The organism is Streptomyces flavofungini, from assembly GCF_014650815.1.
Taxonomy (GTDB): domain Bacteria; phylum Actinomycetota; class Actinomycetes; order Streptomycetales; family Streptomycetaceae; genus Streptomyces; species Streptomyces flavofungini.
The window spans coordinates 80,630-103,066 of sequence record NZ_BMVR01000022.1 but is presented as its reverse complement, the minus strand read 5'-3'; the positions used below and the strand labels follow the sequence as shown (position 1 = coordinate 103,066).

Here is a 22,437-nt window from a genome sequence, read left to right as displayed (position 1 = left end):
GGCCTGATTCCCAGTCAACCGGGGTTGTCTTCCCGGCTGTTGGGCCGTTCCGACGTCTCAAACTTTAGCGGATTCTCCCGGCAGTTCCTAATCGGGCCGTTTCCGGTCGCGACAAGATCAGGGAAATGAATTCGGGCGTGCCGAAATCATCCCCGAGGGGAGATCGTGCAGGTGGTTTGAGTGGCCGCGTGAGCGGCGGGAGTTGCTGTCGCAGAACCGTTACGGCTCGGCGGCAACCCGAAGAACCTTACGGATCGGGCAGGTGACTGTCAACCTGCGCCGTCCGGAGCGCCGCACCCCTCAGTACAAGAGGGAGTGGAGCGTCAGTCCAGGTCGGTGAGGCGGCCGCCCGCGTCCGGCTGGGCGTGCTCGACCCGGCGCAGCAGCCGCGTGAGGACCTCGCCGAGGACACCGCGCTCCACGGGGGTGAGGTCCTGGAGGAGGTCGTCCTCGAAGACCGTGGCGAGGCGCATCGCCTCCAGCCACTTCTCCCTGCCCTCCGCGGTCAGCTCGACGATGACGCGTACCCGGTTGTTCTCGTCGCGCTCGCGCGTGACGAGGCCCTCGCTGACCATGCGGTCGATCCGGTGGGTCATGGCGGCGGGCGTGAGGCCGAGGCGCTTGGCCAGATCCCCGGGGCCCAGTTGGTACGGGGCGCCGGACAGGACCAGGGCCTTGAGGACCTCCCACTCGGCGTTGCTGATGCCGAGCGTCGCGGTCTGGCGGCCGTAGGCGACGTTCATGCGGCGGTTGAGGCGGCCGAGGGCCGAGACGATCTTCTCGACCTGGGGGTCGAGGCCCTGGAACTCCCGCTGGTAGGCGGCGATCTGCTCTTCGAGTGTCGGCTCCGTGGGGCCGGGGGTATCGCCCATGGCCGCAGTATGGCACGGGGCCGCTTGCCGTCGAAGTCCTTCGGTGTGTATTGTTTAGATCCTAACTTTAGCTTCGAAGTCTTCAGTCCTAAGGCAGGTGAAAGTGAACAAGGCGATGGGCGCTGCGATGGGCCGGATCCACGTGGGCAACGCGCTGAGTGCGTTCGGTCTGGGGTTTACCGTCCCCTTCTTGTACGTGTACGTGGCGCAGGTCCGGGACCTGGGCGCGGTGACCGCGGGCCTCGTGCTCGCCGCGTTCGCCGTGGCCGCGCTGATCGTGCTGCCCTTCTCGGGCCGCGCGATCGACCGGCGCGGGCCGATGCCCGTGCTCATCGCCGCGCTGTCCACCGCCGCCGTCGGCGCGCTCAGCCTGGGCCTCTCCGCCAGCGCGCCGTTCGTGCTGCTCTCGGCCGGTGCGCTCGGCGCCGGTCAGGCCGTGATGCAGCCGGCGCTCGCCACGATGATCGTGGAGTGCTCCACGCCCGCGACCCGCACGCGCGCCTTCGCCACCCAGTTCTTCCTGCAGAACCTGGGCCTCGGCATCGGCGGCCTCATCGGCGGCCAGATCGTGAAGCACGAGCGGCCGGGTGACTTCACGCTCCTCTTCACCATCGAGACCGTGATCTTCCTGGTGCTCATCGGCATCATGCTGACGGCCCGGATACCCCGCTCGGCGCGCATCGCCGACGCCACGCCGCAGTCCGGCGGCAGCATCAGGGACGTATTCCGCAACCGCGTGATGCTGCAGCTCTGCGTCCTCGGCTTCGTGCTGTTCTTCGCCTGCTACGGCCAGTTCGAGTCCGGCCTTTCGGCGTACGGCGTCGAGGCCGCCGGGATATCCCCGTCCACGCTCGGCATCGCCCTGGCCGCCAACACCGGCGCCATCGTGATCGCGCAGTTCGCCGTCCTGCGGTTCGTCGAGCGCCGCAAGCGCTCGCAGGTGATCGCGGCCGTCGGCCTCATCTGGGCCGTGGCCTGGATAGCCGCGGGGTACGCGGGGCTGGGGCACGGCAGCCAGGCCATGGCGACCGCCGCCTTCATCTCGACGTACGCCCTGTTCGGGCTCGGCGAGACGATGCTCGCGCCGACCGTCGCGCCGCTGGTCGCCGACCTGGCGCCGGAGTCCATGGTCGGGCGGTACAACTCCGCCTTCGCGCTGGTCAAGCAGCTCGCGCTCGCGGTCGGTCCGGCCGTGGGCGGGCCGATGGGCGCCACGCTGCACGCTCCGTACATCGTGACGTTCCTGCTCTTCTCCCTGGGCATCACGGTGCTCGCGCTGCGCATGGGCCGGAACCTCAGCCCGGCGCAGAACCACCCGCACCTGCAGAAGAGCCGTGTGGTGGCGCAGGGCGCACCGGACTCCCCGGAGACCGTGGCCGCGCACTCCTAGGAGCGCGGTTCGCGCACTCCCCGACTACACGGGACTAGGCGCGCGTGGGCACTGCCTGCGCGCGCGTAGTCATGGGTGCCTCACGCGCGCGGGAGCGCGAACTCGCACCAGACCGCCTTGCCGCCCCCGGGCGTGCGCCGTGAGCCCCAGTTCGAGGCGATCGTGGCGACGATGGCGATGCCCCGGCCCGCCTCGTCGGCGGGCTCGGCGCGGCGGCGGCGCGGCAGGTGGTCGTCGCCGTCGGTGACCTCGATGATCAGGCGGCGGTCGGTGCGGCGCAGCCGGAGGCGCATCGGCGGGGTGCCGTGCTGCAGGGAGTTGGCGACGAGTTCGCTGGCGGCGAGGACGCCCAGGTCGTGCAGGTCGGGCGGAAAGCGCCAGCTCGCGAGGACACCGGTGGCGAAGGCCCGCGCGCGGGGCGCGGCCTCCACACCGCCGAGGAGTTCCAGGGCGGCGTTGCGGAACAGGTCGGCGTGCACGCCCGTGCGGGCGGGCTGCTGCAGGACGAGGACCGCCACGTCGTCGTCGTGGTCGGCGGTCACCCCGAGGGCGCGGATGAGGCGGTCGCAGACCACCTGGGGCGTGCCGGTGGCCCCCGCCAGGGCGCGCTCCAGGGCGGCGACGCCCTCGTCGATGTCCTCGCTGCGCCGCTCCACCAGGCCGTCGGTGTAGAGCACGGCGGTGGAGCCGGGGCCGAGCGGCAGGGAGCCGGAGGCGTGCAGCCAGCCGCCGGTGCCGAGCGGCGGACCCGTGGGCTCGTCCGCGCGGTGGATCGTGCCGTTCTCGTCCCGCACGAGGATCGGCAGGTGGCCCGCGGAGGAGTACGCGAGGCTGCCCTCGTTCGGGTCGTGCACCGCGTAGACGCAGGTCGCGATCTGGCTGGCGTCGATCTCCGAGGCGAGACCGTCCAGGAGCTGCAGGACCTCGTGCGGGGGCAGGTCGAGGCGGGCGTACGCGCGCACGGCCGTGCGGAGCTGGCCCATGACGGCCGCCGCGCGCACCCCGCGGCCCATGACGTCGCCGATGACCAGGGCGGTGCGGCCGCCGCCGAGGGTGATCACGTCGTACCAGTCGCCGCCGACCGCGGCGTCCGTGCCGCCCGGTTGGTACGTGGCGGCGATGCGCAAGTCGTCGGGCTGCTCCAACTCCTGGGGCAGCAGTGAGCGTTGCAGCGTGACGGCCGTCTCGCGCTGGGTGCGCTCGCTGGCGCGCAGGCGCTCGGCGGCCTCGGCGTGGTCGGTGACGTCGGCGGCGAAGACGAGCACGCCGCCCGAGCCGTCGCCCGCGGGCCCGCTCAGCGACAGCGACACCGGCGTGCACGTGAAGGTGTAGGACCGGCCGCCGGGCGCCTTGCGGGACTTGACCGTGCGCGGCTTGGCGCTGCGCAGGACCTGGTCCAGGAGCGGCAGCAGGCCGACCTCGTCCAGCTCCGGCAGCGCCTCGCGCGCGGGCGCGCCGACGGGGCGGGCGCCGAACGCCGTGGTGTACGCGTCGTTGACGTACGCGATGCGGTGGTCGGAGCCGTGCACCAGGGCCACGAGGGCCGGGATGCGGTCGAGGACCTCGCGGGCCGGGAGTTCGTCCACGCCGCCGGCGGGCGTGTCCGCGAGGCTCTGCGTGTCCGCGAGGCGCTCGGCGCGGGCCGCGGGGACGGAGCTCTCGCCCAGCTGTGCCGGGGAACCGCCGGCTTTGGTGCGCGCCGCGGCGCGGCGCTGTGTTCCGGGGAGCCGGGCGCTCCAGCGCGTGAAGTTCACTGCGGTAGGCCTCGTGGTGTCGCTTCTGGATCGGGCGGGGGTGTGCGGCCGGGGGTCCGGCCGGTGGCGCGGCGGCTGTGGGCGCCGCCTCCAGGGAAGACACAGCATGGCGTGGAGCGGACGATTTCTCTTGGGTGTGCCCGTCTTGGGTGTGCCCGCCCATCATGGTCACACGTCCAGTCTGGCCGACGGGACTGACATCCGTCAGACGCCGGACCCGTCCGGGGAGTTCCTGTCGGAGGTCATCGGGACCCCTTCGGGCGCTCGCCCCCGGCTGCGAGTTCGAACTCCGCACGCGGGTGTTCGAGCGACCCGAGGGAGACGATTTCGCGTTTGAACAGGCCGGACAGGATCCATTCGGCGAGTACACGGGACTTGCGGTTGACGGTGGGCACCCGGCTGAGGTGGTAGACGCGGTGCATGAACCAGGCAGGGTAGCCCTTCAGCTTGCGTCCGTAGACATGTGCGACACCTTTGTGCAGTCCGAGGGACGCCACGGAGCCGACGTATTTGTGCGCGTACTCCTGGAGGGGCCGTTGGCGCAGGGTCGCGGCGATGTTGTCGCCGAGGACCTTGGCCTGGCGCACGGCGTGCTGGGCGTTGGGGGCGCACTCGGTGCCGGGTTCGGCGGCGGTGACGTCGGGGACGGCGGCGGCGTCACCCGCGCCCCACGCGTGCGGCGCGCCTTCGACGGCCAGCTCGGCGGTGCACTTCAGGCGGCCGCGTTCGTTCAGGGGCAGGTCGGTGGCGGCGAGCAGGGGGTGCGGTTTGACGCCCGCGGTCCACACGACGGTGCGGGTGGGGAAGCGGGCGCCGTCGTCGAGCACGGCGACGCGGTCCTCACAGGACTCGATGCGGGTCTCCAGGCGTACGTCGATGTTGCGTTTACGCAGCTGGCTGACCGTGTACTTGCCCATCTCCGCGCCGACCTCGGGCAGGATCCGCCCGGACGCCTCGACGAGGATCCACTTCATGTCCTCGGCCTTGACGTTGTGGTAGTACCGCGCGGCGTAGCGGGCCATGTCCTCCAGTTCGCCGAGCGCCTCCACGCCCGCGTATCCGCCTCCTACGAAGACGAAGGTCAGGGCGGCGTCGCGGACGGCCGGGTCGCGGGTGGAGGAGGCGATGTCCATCTGCTCGATGACGTGGTTGCGCAGCCCGATGGCCTCCTCGACGGTCTTGAAGCCGATGCCGTAGTCGGCGAGACCGGGGACCGGCAGGGTGCGGGAGATCGAGCCGGGGGCCAGGACCAGTTCGTCGTACGTGATGTCGAGGGGGCCCGCGCCCTCCTCCACGGTGGCGAGGGTGGTGAACGACGCGGTGCGCTTGGCGTGGTCGACGGACCGCACCTCGCCGACGATCACCCGGCATTTGTCGAGGACCCGGCGCAGCGGCACGACCACGTGGCGCGGTGAGATCGAACCGGCCGCCGCCTCGGGCAGGAACGGCTGATACGTCATATAAGGATCTGGCGAGATCACGACGATCTCCACCGCGCCCTGCTTCAGCTCCGGCTTCAGTTTCCGCTGGAGGTGCAGCGCGGTGTACATCCCGACGTAGCCACCACCGACAACGAGAATGCGCACAGGTTCCGTCACCATCCCATGACGCACCCGCACTTCGTGTTTGTCCACAGGCTCGACAATTTGTATGACAGGAAGTCGCTGGCGGCGCCGCGCCGCCCGGCCCTCGGAGCTGATGGAATGTGCGCAGGTCAGAGGGTGGTGGCAGGGTGGTGGTGCGGGGGGCAATCGGGTGGGAAACGGTGCGTACTCCGATCGGGGGGCGCTCTGTGCGGAACCCACCTCTTCTGAATTGACTCTGGCTCAACTATGTTCGTGTGACGTCGGGGTGTCGGGGGATGCGCTCGTCGGGTCCGGTTTGCCGGACTCGTAGAGGAGCTGTCGCCCACACGCCGGTCATCGATGGCGGGGAGTGTCTCCGGGGGGAGACGTCATTACCGGGGGAACGTATATGCACATTCAGGACTCTCACTGGACTTCCGCGACCGCGTCGGCAGCAGCCGTCGCCACGGGCGGAAACGGCCGTGACATGGCGGACGGACCGCGTTCGACACCGCTGCGCGTGGACGCGCAGCGGAATCTCGAACACGTGCTGCGCGCGGCGCGTGAGGTATTCGGAGAGCTGGGGTACGGCGCACCGATGGAGGACGTGGCTCGCCGCGCCCGCGTCGGTGTGGGCACGGTCTATCGCCGCTTCCCCAGCAAGGACGTACTGGTGCGACGGATAGCCGAGGAGGAGACCTCCCGGCTGACGGAACAGGCCCGGGCGGCGCTCGGCCAGGAGGACGAGCCGTGGTCGGCGCTCTCGCGCTTCCTGCGGACGTCGGTGGCCTCGGGCGCGGGGCGGCTGTTGCCGCCGCAGGTGCTGCGGGTGCAATCCGAAGAGGACGCGGCCGGCGCGGCCGGCGCCGCGGGCACGACCGCCGCGGGCATCGCCGGGACGGTCGGGTCGGCGGAGGCCCGGGTGCCGCAGCAGCGGCAGGTGACTTCGCTGTCCGCGCCCGATCTGCGGCTCGTGGAGCAGCGGCCGGCACCGGCGGAGGAGAGCGACGACGCCGGAGCGGCGGCGCTGCTCGAGGTCGTCGGCCGGCTCGTGGAGCGGGCGCGGGCGGCCGGTGAGCTGCGCGCGGACGTGACCGTGTCGGACGTGCTGCTCGTGATAGCCACGGCGGCGCCCTCGCTGCCGGACGCCGCGCAGCAGGCGGCGGCTTCGTCGCGGCTGCTCGACATCCTGCTCGAGGGGCTGCGGTCGCGGCCCGCGTAGCCGTTCACGTGGGACTTTCAAGCCCGTGATGCTCAACTCCCGTTCTTCGCACGGGAGTTGAGCATTCCCCGAACGAGTGAACGCTAGTGCTCCATTGCGGGAACTCGCCCCGGACGGGTGGTTGCTCGTCTTCGCTATTCGATGCGGAGCGACCGTGTGGCACTCTTGCCCGGTGTTCGGGTCCGAGTGTGCATGCGGAGGCTTTCCGCGATGAGTGTTGACGGGCGGGACGAGCCCACCCCCGGCGGGGGTGAGTCGAGCGGGCTTCCTCCCCGGCAGGTGCCGAACCAAGGCGGTCCCGGTGGCAGCGGCGGGACCCAGGGCTCCGGCGCCGCGGGTGGTCCTGCGGGCGGTGGCTCCGGCGGGGCCGGGGCGGCCGGTCCCGATCCCAGTGTGCCGACGCAGCGGGAGCGCGGATCGGAGGGAGTTCCGGGAGGCGGTCCCCCGTCCGGTGGACCCGCTGGTCCTGCCGGTCCCGGTGCCGCCGGGGGCACGGAGGCCGCGGTGCCCGGTGCCCGCACCGGTCCCGACGTCCCGCCGTCCGACGCCGACCTCATCGAGCGCATGCGCGCGGGCGACGACTCCGCGTACGAAGAGCTGTACCGCAGGCATGCCGAATCGGTACGCCGCTACGCCCGCACCTGCTGTCGCGACGCCCACACCGCCGACGACCTCACCGCCGAGGTCTTCGCGCGGATGCTGGGAGCCGTGCGGTCCGGGTCCGGTCCCGAGCACGCGGTGCGCGCCTATCTGCTGACCACGGTGCGACGTGTCGCCGCCGGGTGGACGAAGTCCGCGAAGCGGGAGCAACTGGTCGACGACTTCGCGCTCTTCGCCGCGCAGGCCGCCCGGGGCTCCGAAGTCTCCGACGACGACACACTCGACTTGGGCGCGGACGTGCGCGCCATGCACGAGGCCGAGCAGTCCCTGGCCATGCAGGCATTCCGCAGCCTGCCCGAGCGCTGGCAGGCCGTGCTGTGGCACACGGAGGTCGAGGACGAGTCCCCGAGCGACGTCGCCACGCTCTTCGGCCTGGACGCCAACGGCACCCGCGTGCTCGCCAGCCGCGCCCGCGAAGGCCTCAAGCAGGCCTACCTCCAGGCCCATGTGAGCGCCACCCGCACCGAGAGCGAGGAGTGCGCGCGCTACGCCGACCGACTCGGCGCCTACGCCCGCGGCGGCCTGCGCACCCGTGCCGAACGCGGCCTGCGCAAGCACCTGGAGGAGTGCGCCGACTGCCGGGTCGCCGCCGGTCAGATCAAGGAAGTCGCCAGCAGCATCCCCGCGGTCGTGCCGGTCGCCGTCATCGGCTGGTTCGGTGCCGCCGGGTACGCGAAGGTGCTCGCGCTCGTCGGCGGCGGTGCCGTCGGCGCGGGTGCGGCAGGGGCTGCCGGGGCCGCGGCGGGCGGTGGCGGCGCGGCAGCCGGGGCCGGGGGCGCGGCCGCGTCCGAAGGGCTCGGCGCGCCCGCGAAGGCCGCGATCGCGGCGGGCGTCGTCGTCGCGGCCGGGGTCGCCGTGGCGATCGCGCTCGCCGGTGACCCCAAGCCCAAGGAGGACCCGCCGCAGGCGAAGGCGTCGGACTCCGCCCCCGTCGTCCCGCGCAAGCCGCCGCCCGCCAAGCCCGAGCCGAAGCCGGAGCCACCCGCTCCCAAGCCCAAGCCGCCCCCACCACCGAAGCCGTCGCCGAAACCCACCCCCAAGCCGACGCCCAAGCCGAGCCCGAAACCGAAGCCCCCACCGGCGAAGCCCAAGCCCAAGCCGCCCCCACCACCGAAGCCGAGGCCGACCCCGCCCAAGCCGACCCCGAAGCCGCCACCCCCACCGCCGCCCGCGCCGCGCGTCTTCCAGTGGAACCAGCTGGAGTACGGCCTCAACGGCGACGGCACCAAACCCGAAATGCGGCTCGGCGAGAGCAGTTGGGTCTGGCAGCGCTGGGGCATGTCCATCGCCGACAAGCGCTACGGCCACGGCGTCACCGTCCACGGCCGCTCCTCGGTCACCATCGACCTGAACCGCACGTGCTCCTCCTACGAGGCACTCGTCGGCGTCGACGACATGACGATGGGCCTCGGCAAGATGCGCTTCTCCGTCTACGCCGACGGAGTACGGCTGTGGCAGTCCCCCCTGATGAAGGGCGGCGACGCGGCGGTACCCGTGCGGGTCCGCCTGACCGGCCGCAAGACGATCCGCCTGGTCGTGGAGCCCCACACCCCGTTCTCCTCGACGGCCCTGGCGGACTGGGCGCAGTCGCGGGTCTCGTGCGTGTGAGCCGTCGGGGCGGCGGAGCGCCGACCGGGCGGCGACCCCGGTCAGCGCGGCAGCGCCGAGGCCGTGGTGCCGGTCAGTCGGCCATCGCCGTCAGTTCTTCCAGGGCCGTGTCCATGGACATGGCCTCGCCCGCGGCGCACTCCTGCTCGTAGGTCGCGTCGCCGAGGGCCGCGCGGGCCCTTCTGGCTGTGTGCTCGGCCTCGGCGCGGTCCGGCATGGGGCGTTCGTAGCCGGCTCGCCAGTGGGTGGCGAAGGTGAGGAGGCGGGTCGCGCGGGCGTGGTCGCCGGTCCGGGAGACGAGGACGGCGGCGGTGTCCACCAGGCCCGCGACGACCAACTCCGAGCAGTGGGCGTGCAGGGCCTCCGGCAGCACCTCGGCGAGGACGGCGAGCCCCGCGCCCGGCGTGGACTCGGCGGCCGTGATGCGTGCCTCCACGCCGCCGAGGCCCGCGGCGAACTGGGGCGGCAGCGTCCCGCGCTCGGACGCCTCGCGGGCCTCGTCGCACAGGGCGCGGGCCCGCGCCACGTCGCCGTCACCCAGGGCCATGTCGGCGCTCATCAGGCGGACGAAGGCACGGGAGTCCATCACCCCGTACCGATCGCCCGCGATGTTGGCCTCCTCCAGGCCCTTCACGGCGAGTTCGCGGTCGCCCGAGCGGTACGCGATCTCCGCGAGGCGGGCGATCAGGAAGGGGGCCTCGGCGTACGCGCCGACCTCGTAGGCGAGCCGCAGTGCCTCGTCGTACTCCCCGCGGGCCTCCTCGTAGTGGCTGCGGGCCATCGCCGCCTCGCCCACGGCGCTGCACACCTGCGCGCGCAGCCACCGGTCGCCCACCCGCTTGCTCAGCTCCCGCAGCTCCCGCAGGTCCTCGTCGACACCGTCCAGGTTGCCCTGTCGGTCGACGCTGGTGTGCACCCGGAACATCAGCGTGATCGCGACCTCCCAGTCGCCGCCGAAACGACGGCAGTTGGAGACCGCCAGGTCCAGGTACGGCAGGACGTCGGCGTCCCAGCCCAGTGAGTCGCCGAAGTAGAGCGTGAACGGCCACACCAGGCCGGGGAATCGGCCGCCCTCGGGCACCGGACGGATGAACACGTTCCGCACCCGCCGGATGTAGTCCGGCTCCAGACCGCCGTCGAGCATCTCCGAAGGCCTGGACTCCACCGTCAGGAACAGGTGCAGCATCCGCAGGCTCATGCGGGGCCAGAACACCGGGGTGTCCTCGTTCGCGAGGTCCGCGTCCAGTCCCGCGGCGCCCGTGGTGAGCGACGACGCGCCTTGCCCGGACTCCTCGGGAGCGCCCGGCGGCAGCGTCAGGCCGAGCACACTGCCGACCCACTCGGAGCCCTCCGTGCGGTAGTTCCGCAGCCACCAGAACCAGCCGAGGCCCAGGGCGAACGCCGTGGCCAGCTCCTCGTCGCGCGCCGCCACGGAGCGCTGGAACGCCGCGCGGAGGTTGTCCAGGTCGGTCTCCAGGCGGTGGATCCACGGCAGTTGCCCGGCGGAGCGGAGCAGCGGCTCGGCCGTCTCGACCAACGCGCGGAAGTACGCGCTGTGCCGCCGCTCGGCCTCGGCGCGCGTCTGGGGGGGCTCGGCGGCGCGCTCCGCCGCGTACTCGTGGATGGTCTCCAGGAGGCGATAGCGCATCGCGGGGCCCACGCCGTCCGAACCCCCGCCGCCGAGACCCACGCCGTCCGGGCCCTCGACGCTCGCTGCCGGGTCGTACGGCTGCGCGACGACCAGGGACTTGTCGACGAGCGCGCCGATGAGGTCCGCGGCCGATCCGGAGCAGACCGCCTCCGCGGCCTCCAGGTCCCAGCCGCCCGCGAAGACGGACACCTCGCGCAGGACCGTGCGCTCGGCGGCGTCGAGCAGGTCCCAGGACCAGTCGACGACCGCCCGCAGGGTCTGCTGGCGGGGCAGGACGGTGCGGGAACCGCTCGTGAGCAGGCGGAAGCGGTCGTCCAGACGGTCGGCGATCTGGCGGGGCGTGAGCATCCGCAGGCGGGCGGCGGCCAGCTCGATCGCCAGCGGCAGGCCGTCGAGGCGGCGGCAGATCTCCGCCACCGACTCCGCGTCCCCGGCCGGGTCGAAGCCGGGGCGAACGGCCTCCGCCCGCTCGGCGAACAGGCGGTGCGCCGGGGTGGGCGGGAGCGGCTCGACGGGGCGCACGCACTCGCCCGGCACGCCCAGGGGTTCGCGGCTGGTCGCGACGATCGTGAGGTCCGGACACCGGGTGAGCAGCGTCTCCGCCAACTCGGCGGCGGCGCCGATGACATGCTCGCAGTTGTCAAGGATCAGGAGCAGGCTGCGCGGGGCGCAGTACTCGACCAGCAGGGCCAGTGGGTCGCCGTGCGGGATCGTCAGCTCACTGGTCATCAGCACCGTCTCGCGCAGGCCGAGCGCGCTCACGACCGCTCCGGGGACCGCCTCCGGCCGGTCGAGCGGGGCGAGCTCGGCCAGCCACGCGCTCGGCTGCCCGGCGGCGGCTTCCTCTGCGAGGCGGGTCTTCCCGGAGCCGCCCGGTCCCGTGAGCGTGACCAGACGTGCCCTCCGCATATCCGAACGGATGGCCCCGAGTTCGGGTTCCCGCCCCACGAAAGAAGTCAGCCGGGGCCGGAGATTGCCCTGGCGCTCTGTGGGAGGACGGGGGCTCGGGGGCGGTGTGATGCCCATGGTTCCCGTGGGACGCCGGGCGTCGGGCGCGGCTTCGGCCGGGGCTTGGGCCTGGGCCTGGGCCTGCCCCGCGGCCTGGGCCTGAGCCCGCACCCTGGCCGCCTGCCCCCTGGCCGCATGCCCCCTGGCCGCCTGCGGCCTCGTCGGCCCGGCCAGCAACTCCGCGTGCAGGGCGCGCAGTTCCGGGCCCGGGTCCGTGCCGAGTTCCTCGGCGAGGGTGCGGCGGGCCTCCTCGTACGCGGCGAGGGCGTCCGCGCCTCGGCCCGCGTCGCGCAGGGCGCGGATGAGGAGGGCGCGCAGCGCCTCGTCGTACGGCTGGTCGGTGGTCAGCTCCTTCAGCTCCGGTACGACGTCCGGGGCGCGGCCGAGCAGCAGTTCCGCCTCGGCCCGGGCGCGGGTGGCCTCCTGGCGGCGGGCCTCGGGGCGGGTGGCCGCGGTGCGGTCGGGGAGGTCGGCGAGGGCGGGTCCGTGCCACAGGGAGAGGGCCTCGCGCAGGAGGCGGGCCGCGGTCGCCGGGTCCTGGCGGTCCAGGGCGGCGGTGCCCTCGCGGGTCAGGCGTTCGAAGCGGTGCAGGTCGACTGCGTCGGGCGGGGCGGTGAGGCGGTAGCCGCCGGGCTCGGAGGCGATGGTGCCCCGGCCCAGGGCCCTTCGCAGTCGGCCCACGAGGGCCTGGAGTGCCGCCGGGGCGTCCGCCGGTGGGGTGTCCGCCCAGATGTCGTCGATGAGGGTGTCGACGGGGGTCGTGCGGTCCGCTCTCAGGGCCAGGGCCGCGAGCAGGGAGCGCAGCCGGGGGCCTCCCACCGGCAGGGGTGTCCCTTGGTCGTCGTGCGCCTGCGTGGCGCCCAGGATCTGGTACCGCACGGGGCCATTCTGGCCGGTGGCGTGGGATGCGTCGCGTCTATTGCTGGCGGGGGCGCTGGGGAGTGGGTGTGCCGTTGCCGTCGCTGGGCCGTGAACCGGGCCGTGCCCATCCCCAAGCTCTCGGCTTCGCTTGAGCAGGGGGACCCCATCGCCCTCTGGGCGGCCCAGCAGCCCCCACCTGGGAGGAACGGCAGCAGACGGCTGCCCACTCAGCTCGGCGACGCCGGACGGGCCGTTGTGGCACCGGTGCGCACGGCTCGCCCGAGCAGGCGGTGGGCAGTGCCGCGGGCTGCCGCCCGAAGCCTGATGTTCCCGTAGCCGCAGGCTGCCGCCCGGAGCTGATGTTCCAGTAAACGGGTGGGCGGGTGGGAGAAAACCGCCGCGGAGCGGCGGGGTGGTTGCGGGGCCGCCGGGGTTGGTGGAGCGTTCCGGCGAACCCCGGGCCGGAGTTGGTGGAGCGTTCCGGCGAACCCCCGGCCGGGGCTGGCGCCACCGTCCGCTGCACCCCGCGCCGAGGCTGGCGCACGCCGTCCCGCTGAGCCCCGCGCAGCGGTCAGCGGCCCGCGCCCAGTGCGCCCCGTTCCGGGACGACCGTGCCGGTGGGGACCGCGCGTTGGCGGGCCGGGGTGCCGGTCCAGCAGGTGCCGCGGCGGGAGAGGAGGCGGCGGAGCCAGATCTCGGTGGAGACGAGGTCGGCGAGGCCGTCCAGCGGGAGGGGTTCGCCGTCGGCAGCGGCCCGCAGGGCCTTGCGGACGACGCGGGCCTCGACGAGCCCCGCCTGGGCGAGCAGGGGGGTGTCGAAGAGGTCGACGAGGTCGTGCACGGCGACCCGCAGCCCGGTGCGGGCGGCGGCGGCCGCGGAGGCGTGCGAGGGCGCCCCCCAGCCGGGCGGGAGCTCGGTGACCCCGGCGCCTTCGAGGACGCTGCGCAGGATCGCGGCGCGCGCCCCGGGCCGTACCCGCAGGGACTCCGGCAGCGCCCGGCAGGCGCGTACGACCTGGTTGTCGAGGAACGGCGCGTGCAGCCGCTGGAAACGCACCTCGGCGGCCTGCTCCAGGACGCGCAGATCCGCCGCGTGCCGGAACAGCGCCGCACGCGCGCGGAACTCGCCGGGCCGCTGGCCGGGCCCGGGGCCCGGCCGCGTCGCCGTCTCCTGGAGGCGAACCGATACTTCTGCGAGGGCCTCACCGGTCAGCCAGCGCGCCGCCGGCCCCGGTCTGGACCAGGCCAGGGCGGCGAGGGAGGCGCCCACGGCCCCGCCGGGCTCCTCGAACTGGCGGTGGAGGAGGCGGTCGGCGAGCGACTGGACGCCCGCGCGGTGCGTCGTACGGGCGAGCTTGCGCGCGGCGCCGTACACGCGCGCGGGGACCATGACGGAGCCCTCGGCCTTGGCGAGGGCCGTCACGGGCCGCACCAGGTGCCGCCGCTTGCGGTCCATCAACAGGTCGGCCAGGCGCGCCGGATGGGCGTCGAGGACCTGCCGCGCGCCGTAGCCGGTGAAGTGATCGGCGCTGCCCGACGCGAGCCGCGCGCGGTGCCGCTGGGCGGTGACGATGACGGCGCTGGGTTCGTCGGTGAGCGGCCCGTCCAGATCGGCGTACGGCAGCGCCTCCTCGCCCGCCGCGACGACGACGTGGTGCAGCCGGGGGTTGGCGGCGATGGCGCCCGCGCGCTCCAGTTCGGCCTCGCGGCCGCCGGACACGAGGTCGTTGAAGGTGACGGCGAGGAGCCGCTCCCCCGCGCCGGTGCCGTGCCCGAGGACCGTGCCGGGCATCCCGGGCAGACCGGCGGCCAGGAGGGCGAGGGTTCCCGAGGCGGGCCCTCCGGAGAGGTCGGCTCCGATGCCGGGCACGGGCATGCCCCGCGCGGCCCGCCGCTCGGCGGGCCCCATGCCGGGCACGGGCCCGGGGTCGATGTCCGTGCCGGGTACGTGCCGTGGCGCCCGCAGTCGTGCGCGGACCGCCTCCACGAGGGCGTCCCGCACCCCACCGAGCGCACCGGCCTCGTCGGCCGCGGGCGCCGCGACGGCGAGCGAGGCGACGGGTTCGTACCCGGCGATCTCCCGTGCGCCCGCGCGGAGGATGAGCGCATGCCCCGGAGGCACACGGCGCACGTCCTGGTACGGGGTCGAGTCCTGCAGCGCCTCCGGGACGTCGGGGGCCGCGAGCAGCGCCGCGAGGTGCCCGATGTCCAGGTTGGCCTCGATGAGGTCGGCGAGCGGCAGCGCGGCCGTCGCGTACGCCGTGCCGCCCGCCCAGGAGGTGAAGAACACGGGCCGCGCGCCCGCCAGGTCACCGGCGATCATCACGCGGCGGCCGACCTGGACGACCGCGGTGTAGCTGCCGGGCCAGGCCGTGAGGTGCCGCAGGGCGCCGCCGCGCGCGGCGAACAGGCTGACCCGCAGCTCCTCGTCGCTGGCGCCGCAGGTGCCGAGCACGGCGATGCGGGTGCGGTCGTCGGCCTTCACGGTGCGCACTTCGTCGGCGCGCCAGTCGCCGACCGCCCACAGCGGGTCCGGGTCACCCCACAGGAGCTGGGACCCCACGGGGTGCAGCGTCTCGCCGTCGGCACCGGTGGCACCCGCCGTGCCTACGGCGGGCGTAGGCCCCGTGGTGGTACTGCTCCACCCCACCAACCACCGCATCGCCGCCTCCACAGGCTGTGGGCGACCAGTGCGCCCAGGAACCGCCCCGGAGGTCGTCCGGGACTGATCCGCGACTGGTCCGCCCGAGTACGGAAACCGGGGAGCGGGGGCCAGAAGCGGCACCAGTGCGCCCGGGAACCGAGGGACCGAGGTCCCATGCTGCCACGAAGGAGGCGCGCGGGAGTGCCTACGGAGGCGCTCACACCGGCGCGAACGCGCCCTGGGCGATCGGTCGTTGAGGCCGCAACGGCACCGACAAGGGGACGTGGGACGGCTTGGGCACACTTTCGTGGGGTCGATTTTCGGCCAATTCAGCCATGGCCGAACACGCCCCACCGTGCCGCGACACCCACGCACAGCCCGGGAGGCGGTGCTCGCCTCCCGGACCGGTCCGCCGCCCGCGGGGATGGAGGCGGCGGTGTCCCCCAGCCCACTGACTCCAGCGCAGCGGGCCGACCCACGCATCACCATGGAAGCGCTCCCCACATGGCCGGAGAAGAGCGCACACACAGGCGCACGGCCACACACCCGGAGCGCGCAGCGGCGGCCCCGCACTCCCGTACAGACAACAATCTCGCCATACGGAACTGCGCCTCTTAACGCTTGGGATCCGTGGAACTACGCTGGGTGTGCTGATGTTTTCGCGGAGGCATATACCTGGGGGCTCGGCCAAGTGCTCTTGCGGCCGGGGATACGGGGCCGCGGCGCGCGACACGCCGACGGGCCGGGCGCCCATCGCTGTCCCCGGGGAACGCAGCACGAATGCCGCGCGGTCAAGCCACTGCCCGGCAGCCGTCTGTGTCGAGGGGTGGCCATGTCCAGGGAGCAACGCGGGCCGAACGAAAAGCTCGGCACCGTTCTCGCCCTCGCGGGAATCAGCAACGCGGGACTCGCGCGCCGGGTCAACGACCTCGGTGCCCAACGCGGGTTGACGCTTCGCTACGACAAGACCTCGGTGGCCCGCTGGGTGTCCAAGGGCATGGTGCCGCAGGGCGCCGCCCCGCACCTCATCGCCGCTGCCATCGGGCAGAAGCTCGGCCGCCCCGTGCCGCTGCACGAAATCGGCCTCGCCGACGCGGATCCGGCCCCCGAAGTGGGTCTCGCCTTCCCGCGCGACGTGGGCGCCGCCGTGAAGTCGGCCACCGAGCTGTACCGCCTGGACCTGGCCGGACGCAGGACCGGCGGCGGCATCTGGCAGTCCCTGGCCGGCTCCTTCGCGGTCAGCGCGTACGCCACGCCCGCGTCCCGCTGGCTGATAACCCCGGCCGACAGCTCCGTCGCGCGTGACGCTTCGCACGCCTCGCACGCCTCTCTCGACGGGGGGCCCGACGCGGCCCACCAGGACGACGGCGGACCGCCGATGAAGGTCGGCCACAGCGACGTCCTGAAACTGCGCGAGGCGGCCGAGGACGCGCGCCGCTGGGACTCCAAGTACGGCGGCGGGGACTGGCGTTCCTCCATGGTCCCCGAGTGCCTGCGCGTCGAGGCGGCGCCGCTGCTGCTCGGTTCGTACTCCGACGAAGTGGGCCGCGCCCTCTTCGGAGCCAGCGCCGAACTCACCCGGCTCGCCGGGTGGATGGCCTTCGACACCGGCCAGCAGGAGGCCGCGCAGCGGTACTACATCCAGGCCCTGCGGCTCGCCCGCGCGGCCGCCGACGTGCCCCTCGGGGGGTACGTCCTCGCGTCCATGTCCCTCCAGGCGACGTACCGCGGCTTCGGGGACGAGGGCGTGGACCTGGCGCAGGCCGCGCTCGAACGCAACAGGGGGCTCGCCACCGCGCGCACCATGAGCTTCTTCCGGCTCGTGGAGGCACGCGCGCACGCGCGCGCCAGCGACGCGCCCGCCGCCGGGGCCGCGCTGCGGGCCGCCGAGGGCTGGCTGGAGCGGGCCAGGGACGGCGACAACGACCCCTCCTGGCTCGGCTTCTACGGCTACGACCGCTTCGCCGCGGACGCCGCCGAGTGCTACCGCGACCTGAAGGCGCCCCGCCAGGTGCGCCGCTTCACCGAGCAGGCGCTGTCGCGGCCCACCGAGGAGTTCGTGCGCTCGCACGGGTTACGGCTCGTGGTGTCGGCCGTCGCCGAGCTGGAGTCGGGGAACCTCGACGCCGCCTGCGAGCAGGGGGTGCGGGCCGTGGAGGTCGCCGGACGGATCTCCTCCGCCCGGACCACGGAGTACGTGAAGGACCTGCTGCACCGCCTGGAGCCGTACGGCGACGAGCCCCGGGTGGTGGAGCTGCGGGAACGGGCGCGGCCGCTGCTGGTCGCGCCCGCGTAGGCCCGGCCCCGCGGCACGGTCGTCCACCGCGGGCACGGGCGCGCTCCGGCGCTCCCCGATCGCAGGTTTGGCGGGGTTGTCAGTGGCGCAAGGCAGTATCGGGGGTGGGAGGTGAAGGGCGATGGGGCGAGGTGCTGTGGCGTACGACTGTGACGTGCTCGTGGTCGGGGGCGGGATCGTCGGCCTTGCGACGGCGTATGCCCTGACGCGGGCCGCGCCCGGCACCCGGGTCACCGTCCTGGAGAAGGAGCGCGGCCCCGCCCGCCACCAGACGGGGCGCAACAGCGGCGTCATCCACAGCGGGATCTACTACCGCCCCGGCTCCCTCAAAGCGCGGTACGCCGTGCGCGGGGCCGCCGAGATGGTCAAGTTCTGCGCCGAGTACGGCATCCCGCACGAGGTCACCGGCAAGCTCATCGTCGCCACCGACCGCGCCGAGCTGCCCCGGCTGCACGCCCTCGTCCAGCGGGGCCGGGAGAACGGCATTCCCGTCCGCGAGCTGGGACCCGCCCAGATCGCCGAGTACGAACCCTGCGTGGAGGGCCTCGCCGCCATCCACGTCGGCACCACCGGGATATGCGACTACGGAGCCGTCGCCGCGCAGCTCGCCCGGGCCTCCGGGGTCGAGGTGCGCTACGGGGCGGAGGTCGTGCGGGTCGACCGGCGCGCCGACCTCGGGGTCGCCGTGCGCACCGCCTCCGGCGACGTCGTGCGCGGCAAGGTCCTGGTGAACTGTGCCGGGCTCCACTGCGACCGGGTCGCCCGGCTCACCGGGGACGACCCCGGGATGCGGATCGTGCCCTTCCGAGGGGAGTACTTCACGCTGGCGCGGCCCGGGCTCGTGCGGGGGCTCGTCTATCCCGTGCCGGATCCCGCCTTTCCCTTCCTCGGCGTGCACCTCACGCGCGGCGTCGACGGGGGTGTGCACGTCGGGCCCAACGCCGTGCCCGCGCTCGCCCGCGAGGGGTACGGGTGGTCCGTCGTCCATCCCCGTGAGCTCGCCGGGACCTTCGCCTGGCCGGGAGCCTGGCGGATGGCCCGGGAGCACTGGCGGTACGGGGCCGGGGAGCTGCGGCGGTCGCTGTCCAAGGGGGCCTTCACCGACGCCGTGCGGCGGCTGCTGCCCGCCGTGCGGGCCGAGGATCTCCTTCCCGCTTCGGCGGGGGTGCGGGCGCAGGCCGTGCTGCGGGACGGGACGCTCGTCGACGACTTCCTCATCCGGGAGGGGGCTCGGGCCGTCCACATCCTCAACGCACCCTCGCCTGCCGCGACGGCATCGCTGCCGATCGGGCGGGAGGTGGCGCGGCGGGTCCTGGCCGCGCTGTGAGCGGTGCCCTCGCGGGGCACCCCGGTCCAGCCCCTTCTCCGGAACCGGGGGGCTGAGAATGTGCCGGTAGGTTCCAGCCCCTCCGGCGTTTGAGGAGCGGGGTCTGGGGCGGAGCCCCAGGATCGGGAAGGGGCGGGACCGGGGAACGCCCCGCAGGGTCCACCCCCGGTAAAATCGCCCCACTGTGTCTGAGAATCCCCGCCCGAAGGGCACCCCCCGCTTCCCCGACGGACCCGCCCCCGACCCGACCGGGTCGAGGTTCGAGCGGCGGATCCGCAGCTTCACGCCGCGCCGCAGCCGCGTCACCACCGCCCAGGGCGACGCCCTGGTCAGGCTCTGGCCCCAGTGGGGGCTGGACATCGACGGCAAGGAAGTCCTGGACCTGGACGAACTGTTCGCAGCGGACGAGCAGCCGGACGGTCGGCCGACGCCCGTCGTCCTGGAGATCGGCTTCGGCATGGGCGAGGCCACCGCCAAGATGGCCGCCGCCGACCCCGGCACCCGCATCCTCGCCGTGGACGTCCACACCCCCGGCCAGGGCAACCTGCTGGGTCTCGCGGAGCGGAACGGGCTGTCCAATGTGCGGGTGGCGAACGGCGACGCCGTGATCCTGTTGACGGAGATGCTCGCGCCGGAGGCCCTGGACGGGGTCCGTGTGTACTTCCCGGACCCGTGGCCGAAGGCCCGGCACAACAAGCGGCGGCTGATCCAGCCGGAGTTCCTGAGCCTGCTCGCGCCCCGGCTGAAGCCGGGAGCCGTGCTGCACTGCGCGACCGACTGGGAGCCGTACGCGGAGCACATGCTGGAGGTGCTCACCGCGCATCCGGACTTCGAGAACGTGCGGGAGGACGGCGGGTACGCGCCCCGGCCGGACTTCCGGCCGCAGACCCGCTTCGAGGGCCAGGGCCTGCGGAAGGGCCACGTCGTCCACGACCTCCTGTTCCGCCGCGCCGCCACCCTCACGGAGCAGCCGCAGCCGACCCCGGCGGAAACGCCCCCCGCGCCCCCGGCGGAAGCACCTCCCGCGCCCCCGGCAGACACAACAGCAGCCCCGACCGCCCCCAAGGCCCCGCCCCGCTCCTGAGACCCCCGGACCCCGAGGCACCATCGCGGTCCGCCGCAACCCTCGTTACTGTCAAAGCCGTGGCCACCAGTCCCGCGTACCCGACATGCCCGGCACCCGCCGGGTCGGCCGGTGCACCCGGGGCCCGGCATGCGCACTGGTGGCAGCGGCGGGCGATCCGGGCGGCGGCCCTGGTCACGCTGCTCGCGCTGTCCGGTCTGGTGATCCTCGCTCTGGTGCGCCAGCAGACCGGCACCGAGGGGTTCCTGGTGGGCCTGGGCCTGGCGACGCTGCCGGTGCCGTTGCTGATCGCGGCGTTCCGGTGGCTGGACCGGGTGGCGCCCGGGCCCTGGCGGAACCTGTTGTTCGCCTTCGCCTGGGGCGCCTGCGCGGCCGCGCTGATAGCGATCGTGGCGAACAGCTTCGCGACCCGCTGGATAGCCACGGCGACGGCCGACCCGACGAGCGCCGACACGCTCGGCGCGACCGTCATCGCCCCGATCGTCGAGGAGACCGCGAAGGCGGCGGCCGTGCTGCTCGTCTTCCTCTTCCGCAGAACCGACTTCACCGGTGTCGTCGACGGCTTCGTCATAGCGGGCGTCACCGCGACCGGCTTCGCCTTCACCGAGAACATCCTCTATCTCGGCAACGCCTTCGGCACCGACCAGCTCAGCGGCGAGACCGGCCTCGCGTCGGTGACCGCGGCGACGTTCTTCGTCCGGGTGGTGATGTCCCCGTTCGCGCATCCGCTGTTCACCGTGCTCACCGGCATCGGCTTCGGCATCGCCGCCCTCAGCGGCGAACGCCATACGGTGCGCCGGGTGCTCCTGCCGATCGCCGGGCTGCTGCTCGCGATGGGCCTGCACGCCTTCTGGAACGGCTCGGCGAGCTTCGGCGAGTACGGCTTCTTCGTCGTGTACGCGACCTTCATGCTGCCCCTGTTCGGGCTGCTCTGCTGGCTCGCCGTCTGGCTGCGCCAGCGCGAACTGCGGCTGGTGCGCGCCGAGCTGCCCGCCTATGTGGCGGCGGGCTGGCTCACCGCGGCCGAGCCGTTCGCGCTCGGCTCGATGCCCGCCCGGAACCTCGCCCGCGACTACGCCACGCACCACCTGGGCCGACCGGGCGGGCGGACCGTCGCCGCGTACGAGACGTACGCGACGTCGCTCGCGCTGCTGCGGCACCGGGCGGGCCGGGGCCGGGCCCGCGCCGACTTCGCCGTCCGGGAGCGGGAACTGCTCGACGCGCTGTGGGAGCGCCGCGAGGTGGCACGCCCGGCGCTCGCGTACGCGGCGCGGGTGACCGCACCGGTCGTGGTGCCGCTGCCGTACACCGCGTACGGCCCGCCGCACGGCACCTGCGCCCCGCCGCACACCGCGTACGCCCCGCCCCGCACCGCGCACGGCGCACCGCAGACCGCGTACGGCCCCGCCTACCCCTCGTACAACCCCTACCGCACCTGACTCACGCCGAGGCGGCGGTGAGGCGGGCCACCTCGCCCTCGGTCAGGTCCAGGTCGGCCACCGCGAGCAGCGCCGAGAGCTGCTCGACCGTGCGCGCGGAGGCGAGCGGGGCCGCCACCGTCGGCTGGGCGGCGAGCCAGGCGAGGGCGACCGTCGCGTGCTCGGCGCCGCGCTCCTCGGCTATCGCGTCGAGGGCGGCGAGGACGCGCTGCCCGCGCTCGGTCTCCAGGTGCGCGCCCGCGTTGCCCGCCCGCGCGCTGTCGACCTGGGTTCCCGGGCGGTACTTGCCGGTCAGGAAGCCGGACGCGAGCGAGTAGTACGGGATGGCCGCGAGGCCGGAGCGCGACGCGACCTCCTGGAGCGGGCCCTCGTAGGTGTCGCGGGAGACCAGGTTGTAGTGCGGCTGCAGCGCGACGTACCGCACCAGGCCCTCCCGGTCGGAGAAGTCCAGGGACTCCTGGAGGCGATCGGCGCTGATGTTGGACGCGGCGATCGCGCGGACCTTGCCGGAGCGCACCAGCTCGTCGAGGGCGGTGACGAACTCCTCGACCGGCACGGACGGGTCGTCGTAGTGCGTGTAGTACAGGTCGATGTAGTCGGTGCCGAGGCGGCGCAGCGACTCCTCGACTCCGGACTTGATGGTGTTCGCCGCGAGGCCCTTGTAGTCGGGGTGGGCGCCGACCTTGGAGGCGATGACGACGTCGGAGCGGTTGCCGCGCGCGGCGAGCCAGCGGCCGAGGACGGTCTCGGACTCGCCGCCCTTGTTGCCGGGAGCCCACGCCGAGTACACGTCGGCGGTGTCCACGAAGTTGCCGCCGGCAGCCGTGTAGGCGTCGAGAACGGCGAAGGACTGTGTCTCGTCGGCGGTCCAGCCGAAGACGTTGCCGCCGAGGGCGAGGGGGAAGACTTCGAGGTCGGAGGAGCCCAGCGGGCGGAGAGTGGTCATAAGGGGCTCAACGTCCGCGTCGGAAAAGGAATTCCGTGTGTGGCCCACGGAACTCTGTGGCTCCGGTCTCCGAAGACTCCGTGGCTCCGGTCTGCGAAGTCATGGACTTC

General features: G+C 73.6%; 13 protein-coding genes. 7 read left to right on the top strand and 6 right to left on the bottom strand.

The genetic code is table 11. The features are described from left to right. Nucleotides 1-323: 323 nt before the first annotated feature. Nucleotides 324-872 (bottom strand): MarR family winged helix-turn-helix transcriptional regulator, encoded by a 549-nt coding sequence (locus tag IE274_RS36755; protein WP_190120280.1) that lies wholly within the window; start codon nt 870-872, stop codon nt 324-326. A gap of 115 nt (nt 873-987) precedes the next feature. On the opposite strand from IE274_RS36755, the gene IE274_RS36750 reads away from it, so the two are divergent. After that, nucleotides 988-2,262, top strand: a complete 1,275-nt coding sequence (locus IE274_RS36750) for an MFS transporter (protein WP_190120289.1) — start codon at nt 988-990, stop codon at nt 2,260-2,262. Between the two features lie 80 nt (nt 2,263-2,342). Here IE274_RS36750 and IE274_RS36745 read toward each other — a convergent pair whose 3' ends face one another. Next, nucleotides 2,343-4,016 (bottom strand): ATP-binding SpoIIE family protein phosphatase, encoded by a 1,674-nt coding sequence (locus IE274_RS36745; protein WP_190120279.1) that lies wholly within the window; start codon nt 4,014-4,016, stop codon nt 2,343-2,345. Nucleotides 4,017-4,258: 242 nt separating this feature from the next. Then, nucleotides 4,259-5,617 (bottom strand): NAD(P)/FAD-dependent oxidoreductase, encoded by a 1,359-nt coding sequence (locus IE274_RS36740; RefSeq protein ID WP_190120278.1) that lies wholly within the window; start codon nt 5,615-5,617, stop codon nt 4,259-4,261. A 373-nt stretch (nt 5,618-5,990) separates the two neighbouring features. Here IE274_RS36740 and IE274_RS36735 point away from each other — a divergent pair, with 373 nt between their 5' ends. Both IE274_RS36735 and IE274_RS36730 read left to right on the top strand, forming a co-directional pair. Continuing rightward, complete coding sequence (locus IE274_RS36735) at nt 5,991-6,803, top strand: TetR/AcrR family transcriptional regulator (protein ID WP_190120277.1); 813 nt, start codon at nt 5,991-5,993, stop codon at nt 6,801-6,803. Nucleotides 6,804-7,013: 210 nt separating this feature from the next. Further along, entirely contained in the window at nt 7,014-9,071 is a 2,058-nt protein-coding gene (locus IE274_RS36730; RefSeq protein WP_190120276.1) for a sigma-70 family RNA polymerase sigma factor, read from the top strand. A gap of 73 nt (nt 9,072-9,144) precedes the next feature. Here IE274_RS36730 and IE274_RS36725 read toward each other — a convergent pair whose 3' ends face one another. Both IE274_RS36725 and IE274_RS36720 read right to left on the bottom strand, forming a co-directional pair. Continuing rightward, on the bottom strand, nt 9,145-12,609 hold the full coding sequence (locus tag IE274_RS36725; RefSeq protein ID WP_190120275.1) for an AfsR/SARP family transcriptional regulator: 3,465 nt from the start codon (nt 12,607-12,609) through the stop codon (nt 9,145-9,147). A gap of 553 nt (nt 12,610-13,162) precedes the next feature. Continuing rightward, nucleotides 13,163-15,253 (bottom strand): asparagine synthase-related protein, encoded by a 2,091-nt coding sequence (locus tag IE274_RS36720; RefSeq protein ID WP_190120274.1) that lies wholly within the window; start codon nt 15,251-15,253, stop codon nt 13,163-13,165. An 814-nt stretch (nt 15,254-16,067) separates the two neighbouring features. Here IE274_RS36720 and IE274_RS36715 point away from each other — a divergent pair. From IE274_RS36715 to IE274_RS36700, 4 genes are all read left to right on the top strand, one after another. Beyond that, entirely contained in the window at nt 16,068-17,531 is a 1,464-nt protein-coding gene (locus tag IE274_RS36715) for an NsdA family TPR-like regulatory protein (protein ID WP_190120273.1), read from the top strand. A gap of 121 nt (nt 17,532-17,652) precedes the next feature. Beyond that, nucleotides 17,653-18,858: an L-2-hydroxyglutarate dehydrogenase gene (gene lhgD / locus IE274_RS36710; protein WP_190120272.1), complete on the top strand. Its 1,206-nt coding sequence runs from the start codon at nt 17,653-17,655 to the stop codon at nt 18,856-18,858. 184 nt (nt 18,859-19,042) lie between these two features. Further along, on the top strand, nt 19,043-19,942 hold the full coding sequence (gene trmB / locus IE274_RS36705) for a tRNA (guanosine(46)-N7)-methyltransferase TrmB (protein ID WP_190120271.1): 900 nt from the start codon (nt 19,043-19,045) through the stop codon (nt 19,940-19,942). A gap of 59 nt (nt 19,943-20,001) precedes the next feature. After that, the gene (locus IE274_RS36700; protein ID WP_190120270.1) at nt 20,002-21,381 is read left to right on the top strand and encodes a PrsW family intramembrane metalloprotease; all 1,380 of its coding nucleotides are present in this window, start codon (nt 20,002-20,004) and stop codon (nt 21,379-21,381) included. Nucleotide 21,382: 1 nt separating this feature from the next. Here the strand turns inward: IE274_RS36700 and IE274_RS36695 are convergent, their stop codons facing one another. Next, nucleotides 21,383-22,327: an aldo/keto reductase gene (locus tag IE274_RS36695; RefSeq protein WP_190120269.1), complete on the bottom strand. Its 945-nt coding sequence runs from the start codon at nt 22,325-22,327 to the stop codon at nt 21,383-21,385. Nucleotides 22,328-22,437 lie beyond the last annotated feature (110 nt).

Excerpts from the sequence above, each read along its gene's own strand:
- IE274_RS36740 (WP_190120278.1), bottom strand. The coding sequence starts at position 5,617 with ATGGTGACGGAACCTGTGCGCATTCTCGTTGTCGGTGGTGGCTACGTC.
- lhgD (WP_190120272.1), top strand. The coding sequence starts at position 17,653 with ATGGGGCGAGGTGCTGTGGCGTACGACTGTGACGTGCTCGTGGTCGGG.
- IE274_RS36715 (WP_190120273.1), top strand. The coding sequence starts at position 16,068 with ATGTCCAGGGAGCAACGCGGGCCGAACGAAAAGCTCGGCACCGTTCTC.
- IE274_RS36695 (WP_190120269.1), bottom strand. The coding sequence starts at position 22,327 with ATGACCACTCTCCGCCCGCTGGGCTCCTCCGACCTCGAAGTCTTCCCC.
- IE274_RS36755 (WP_190120280.1), bottom strand. The coding sequence starts at position 872 with ATGGGCGATACCCCCGGCCCCACGGAGCCGACACTCGAAGAGCAGATC.
- IE274_RS36750 (WP_190120289.1), top strand. The coding sequence starts at position 988 with ATGGGCGCTGCGATGGGCCGGATCCACGTGGGCAACGCGCTGAGTGCG.
- IE274_RS36730 (WP_190120276.1), top strand. The coding sequence starts at position 7,014 with ATGAGTGTTGACGGGCGGGACGAGCCCACCCCCGGCGGGGGTGAGTCG.
- IE274_RS36720 (WP_190120274.1), bottom strand. The coding sequence starts at position 15,253 with ATGCGGTGGTTGGTGGGGTGGAGCAGTACCACCACGGGGCCTACGCCC.
- IE274_RS36735 (WP_190120277.1), top strand. The coding sequence starts at position 5,991 with ATGCACATTCAGGACTCTCACTGGACTTCCGCGACCGCGTCGGCAGCA.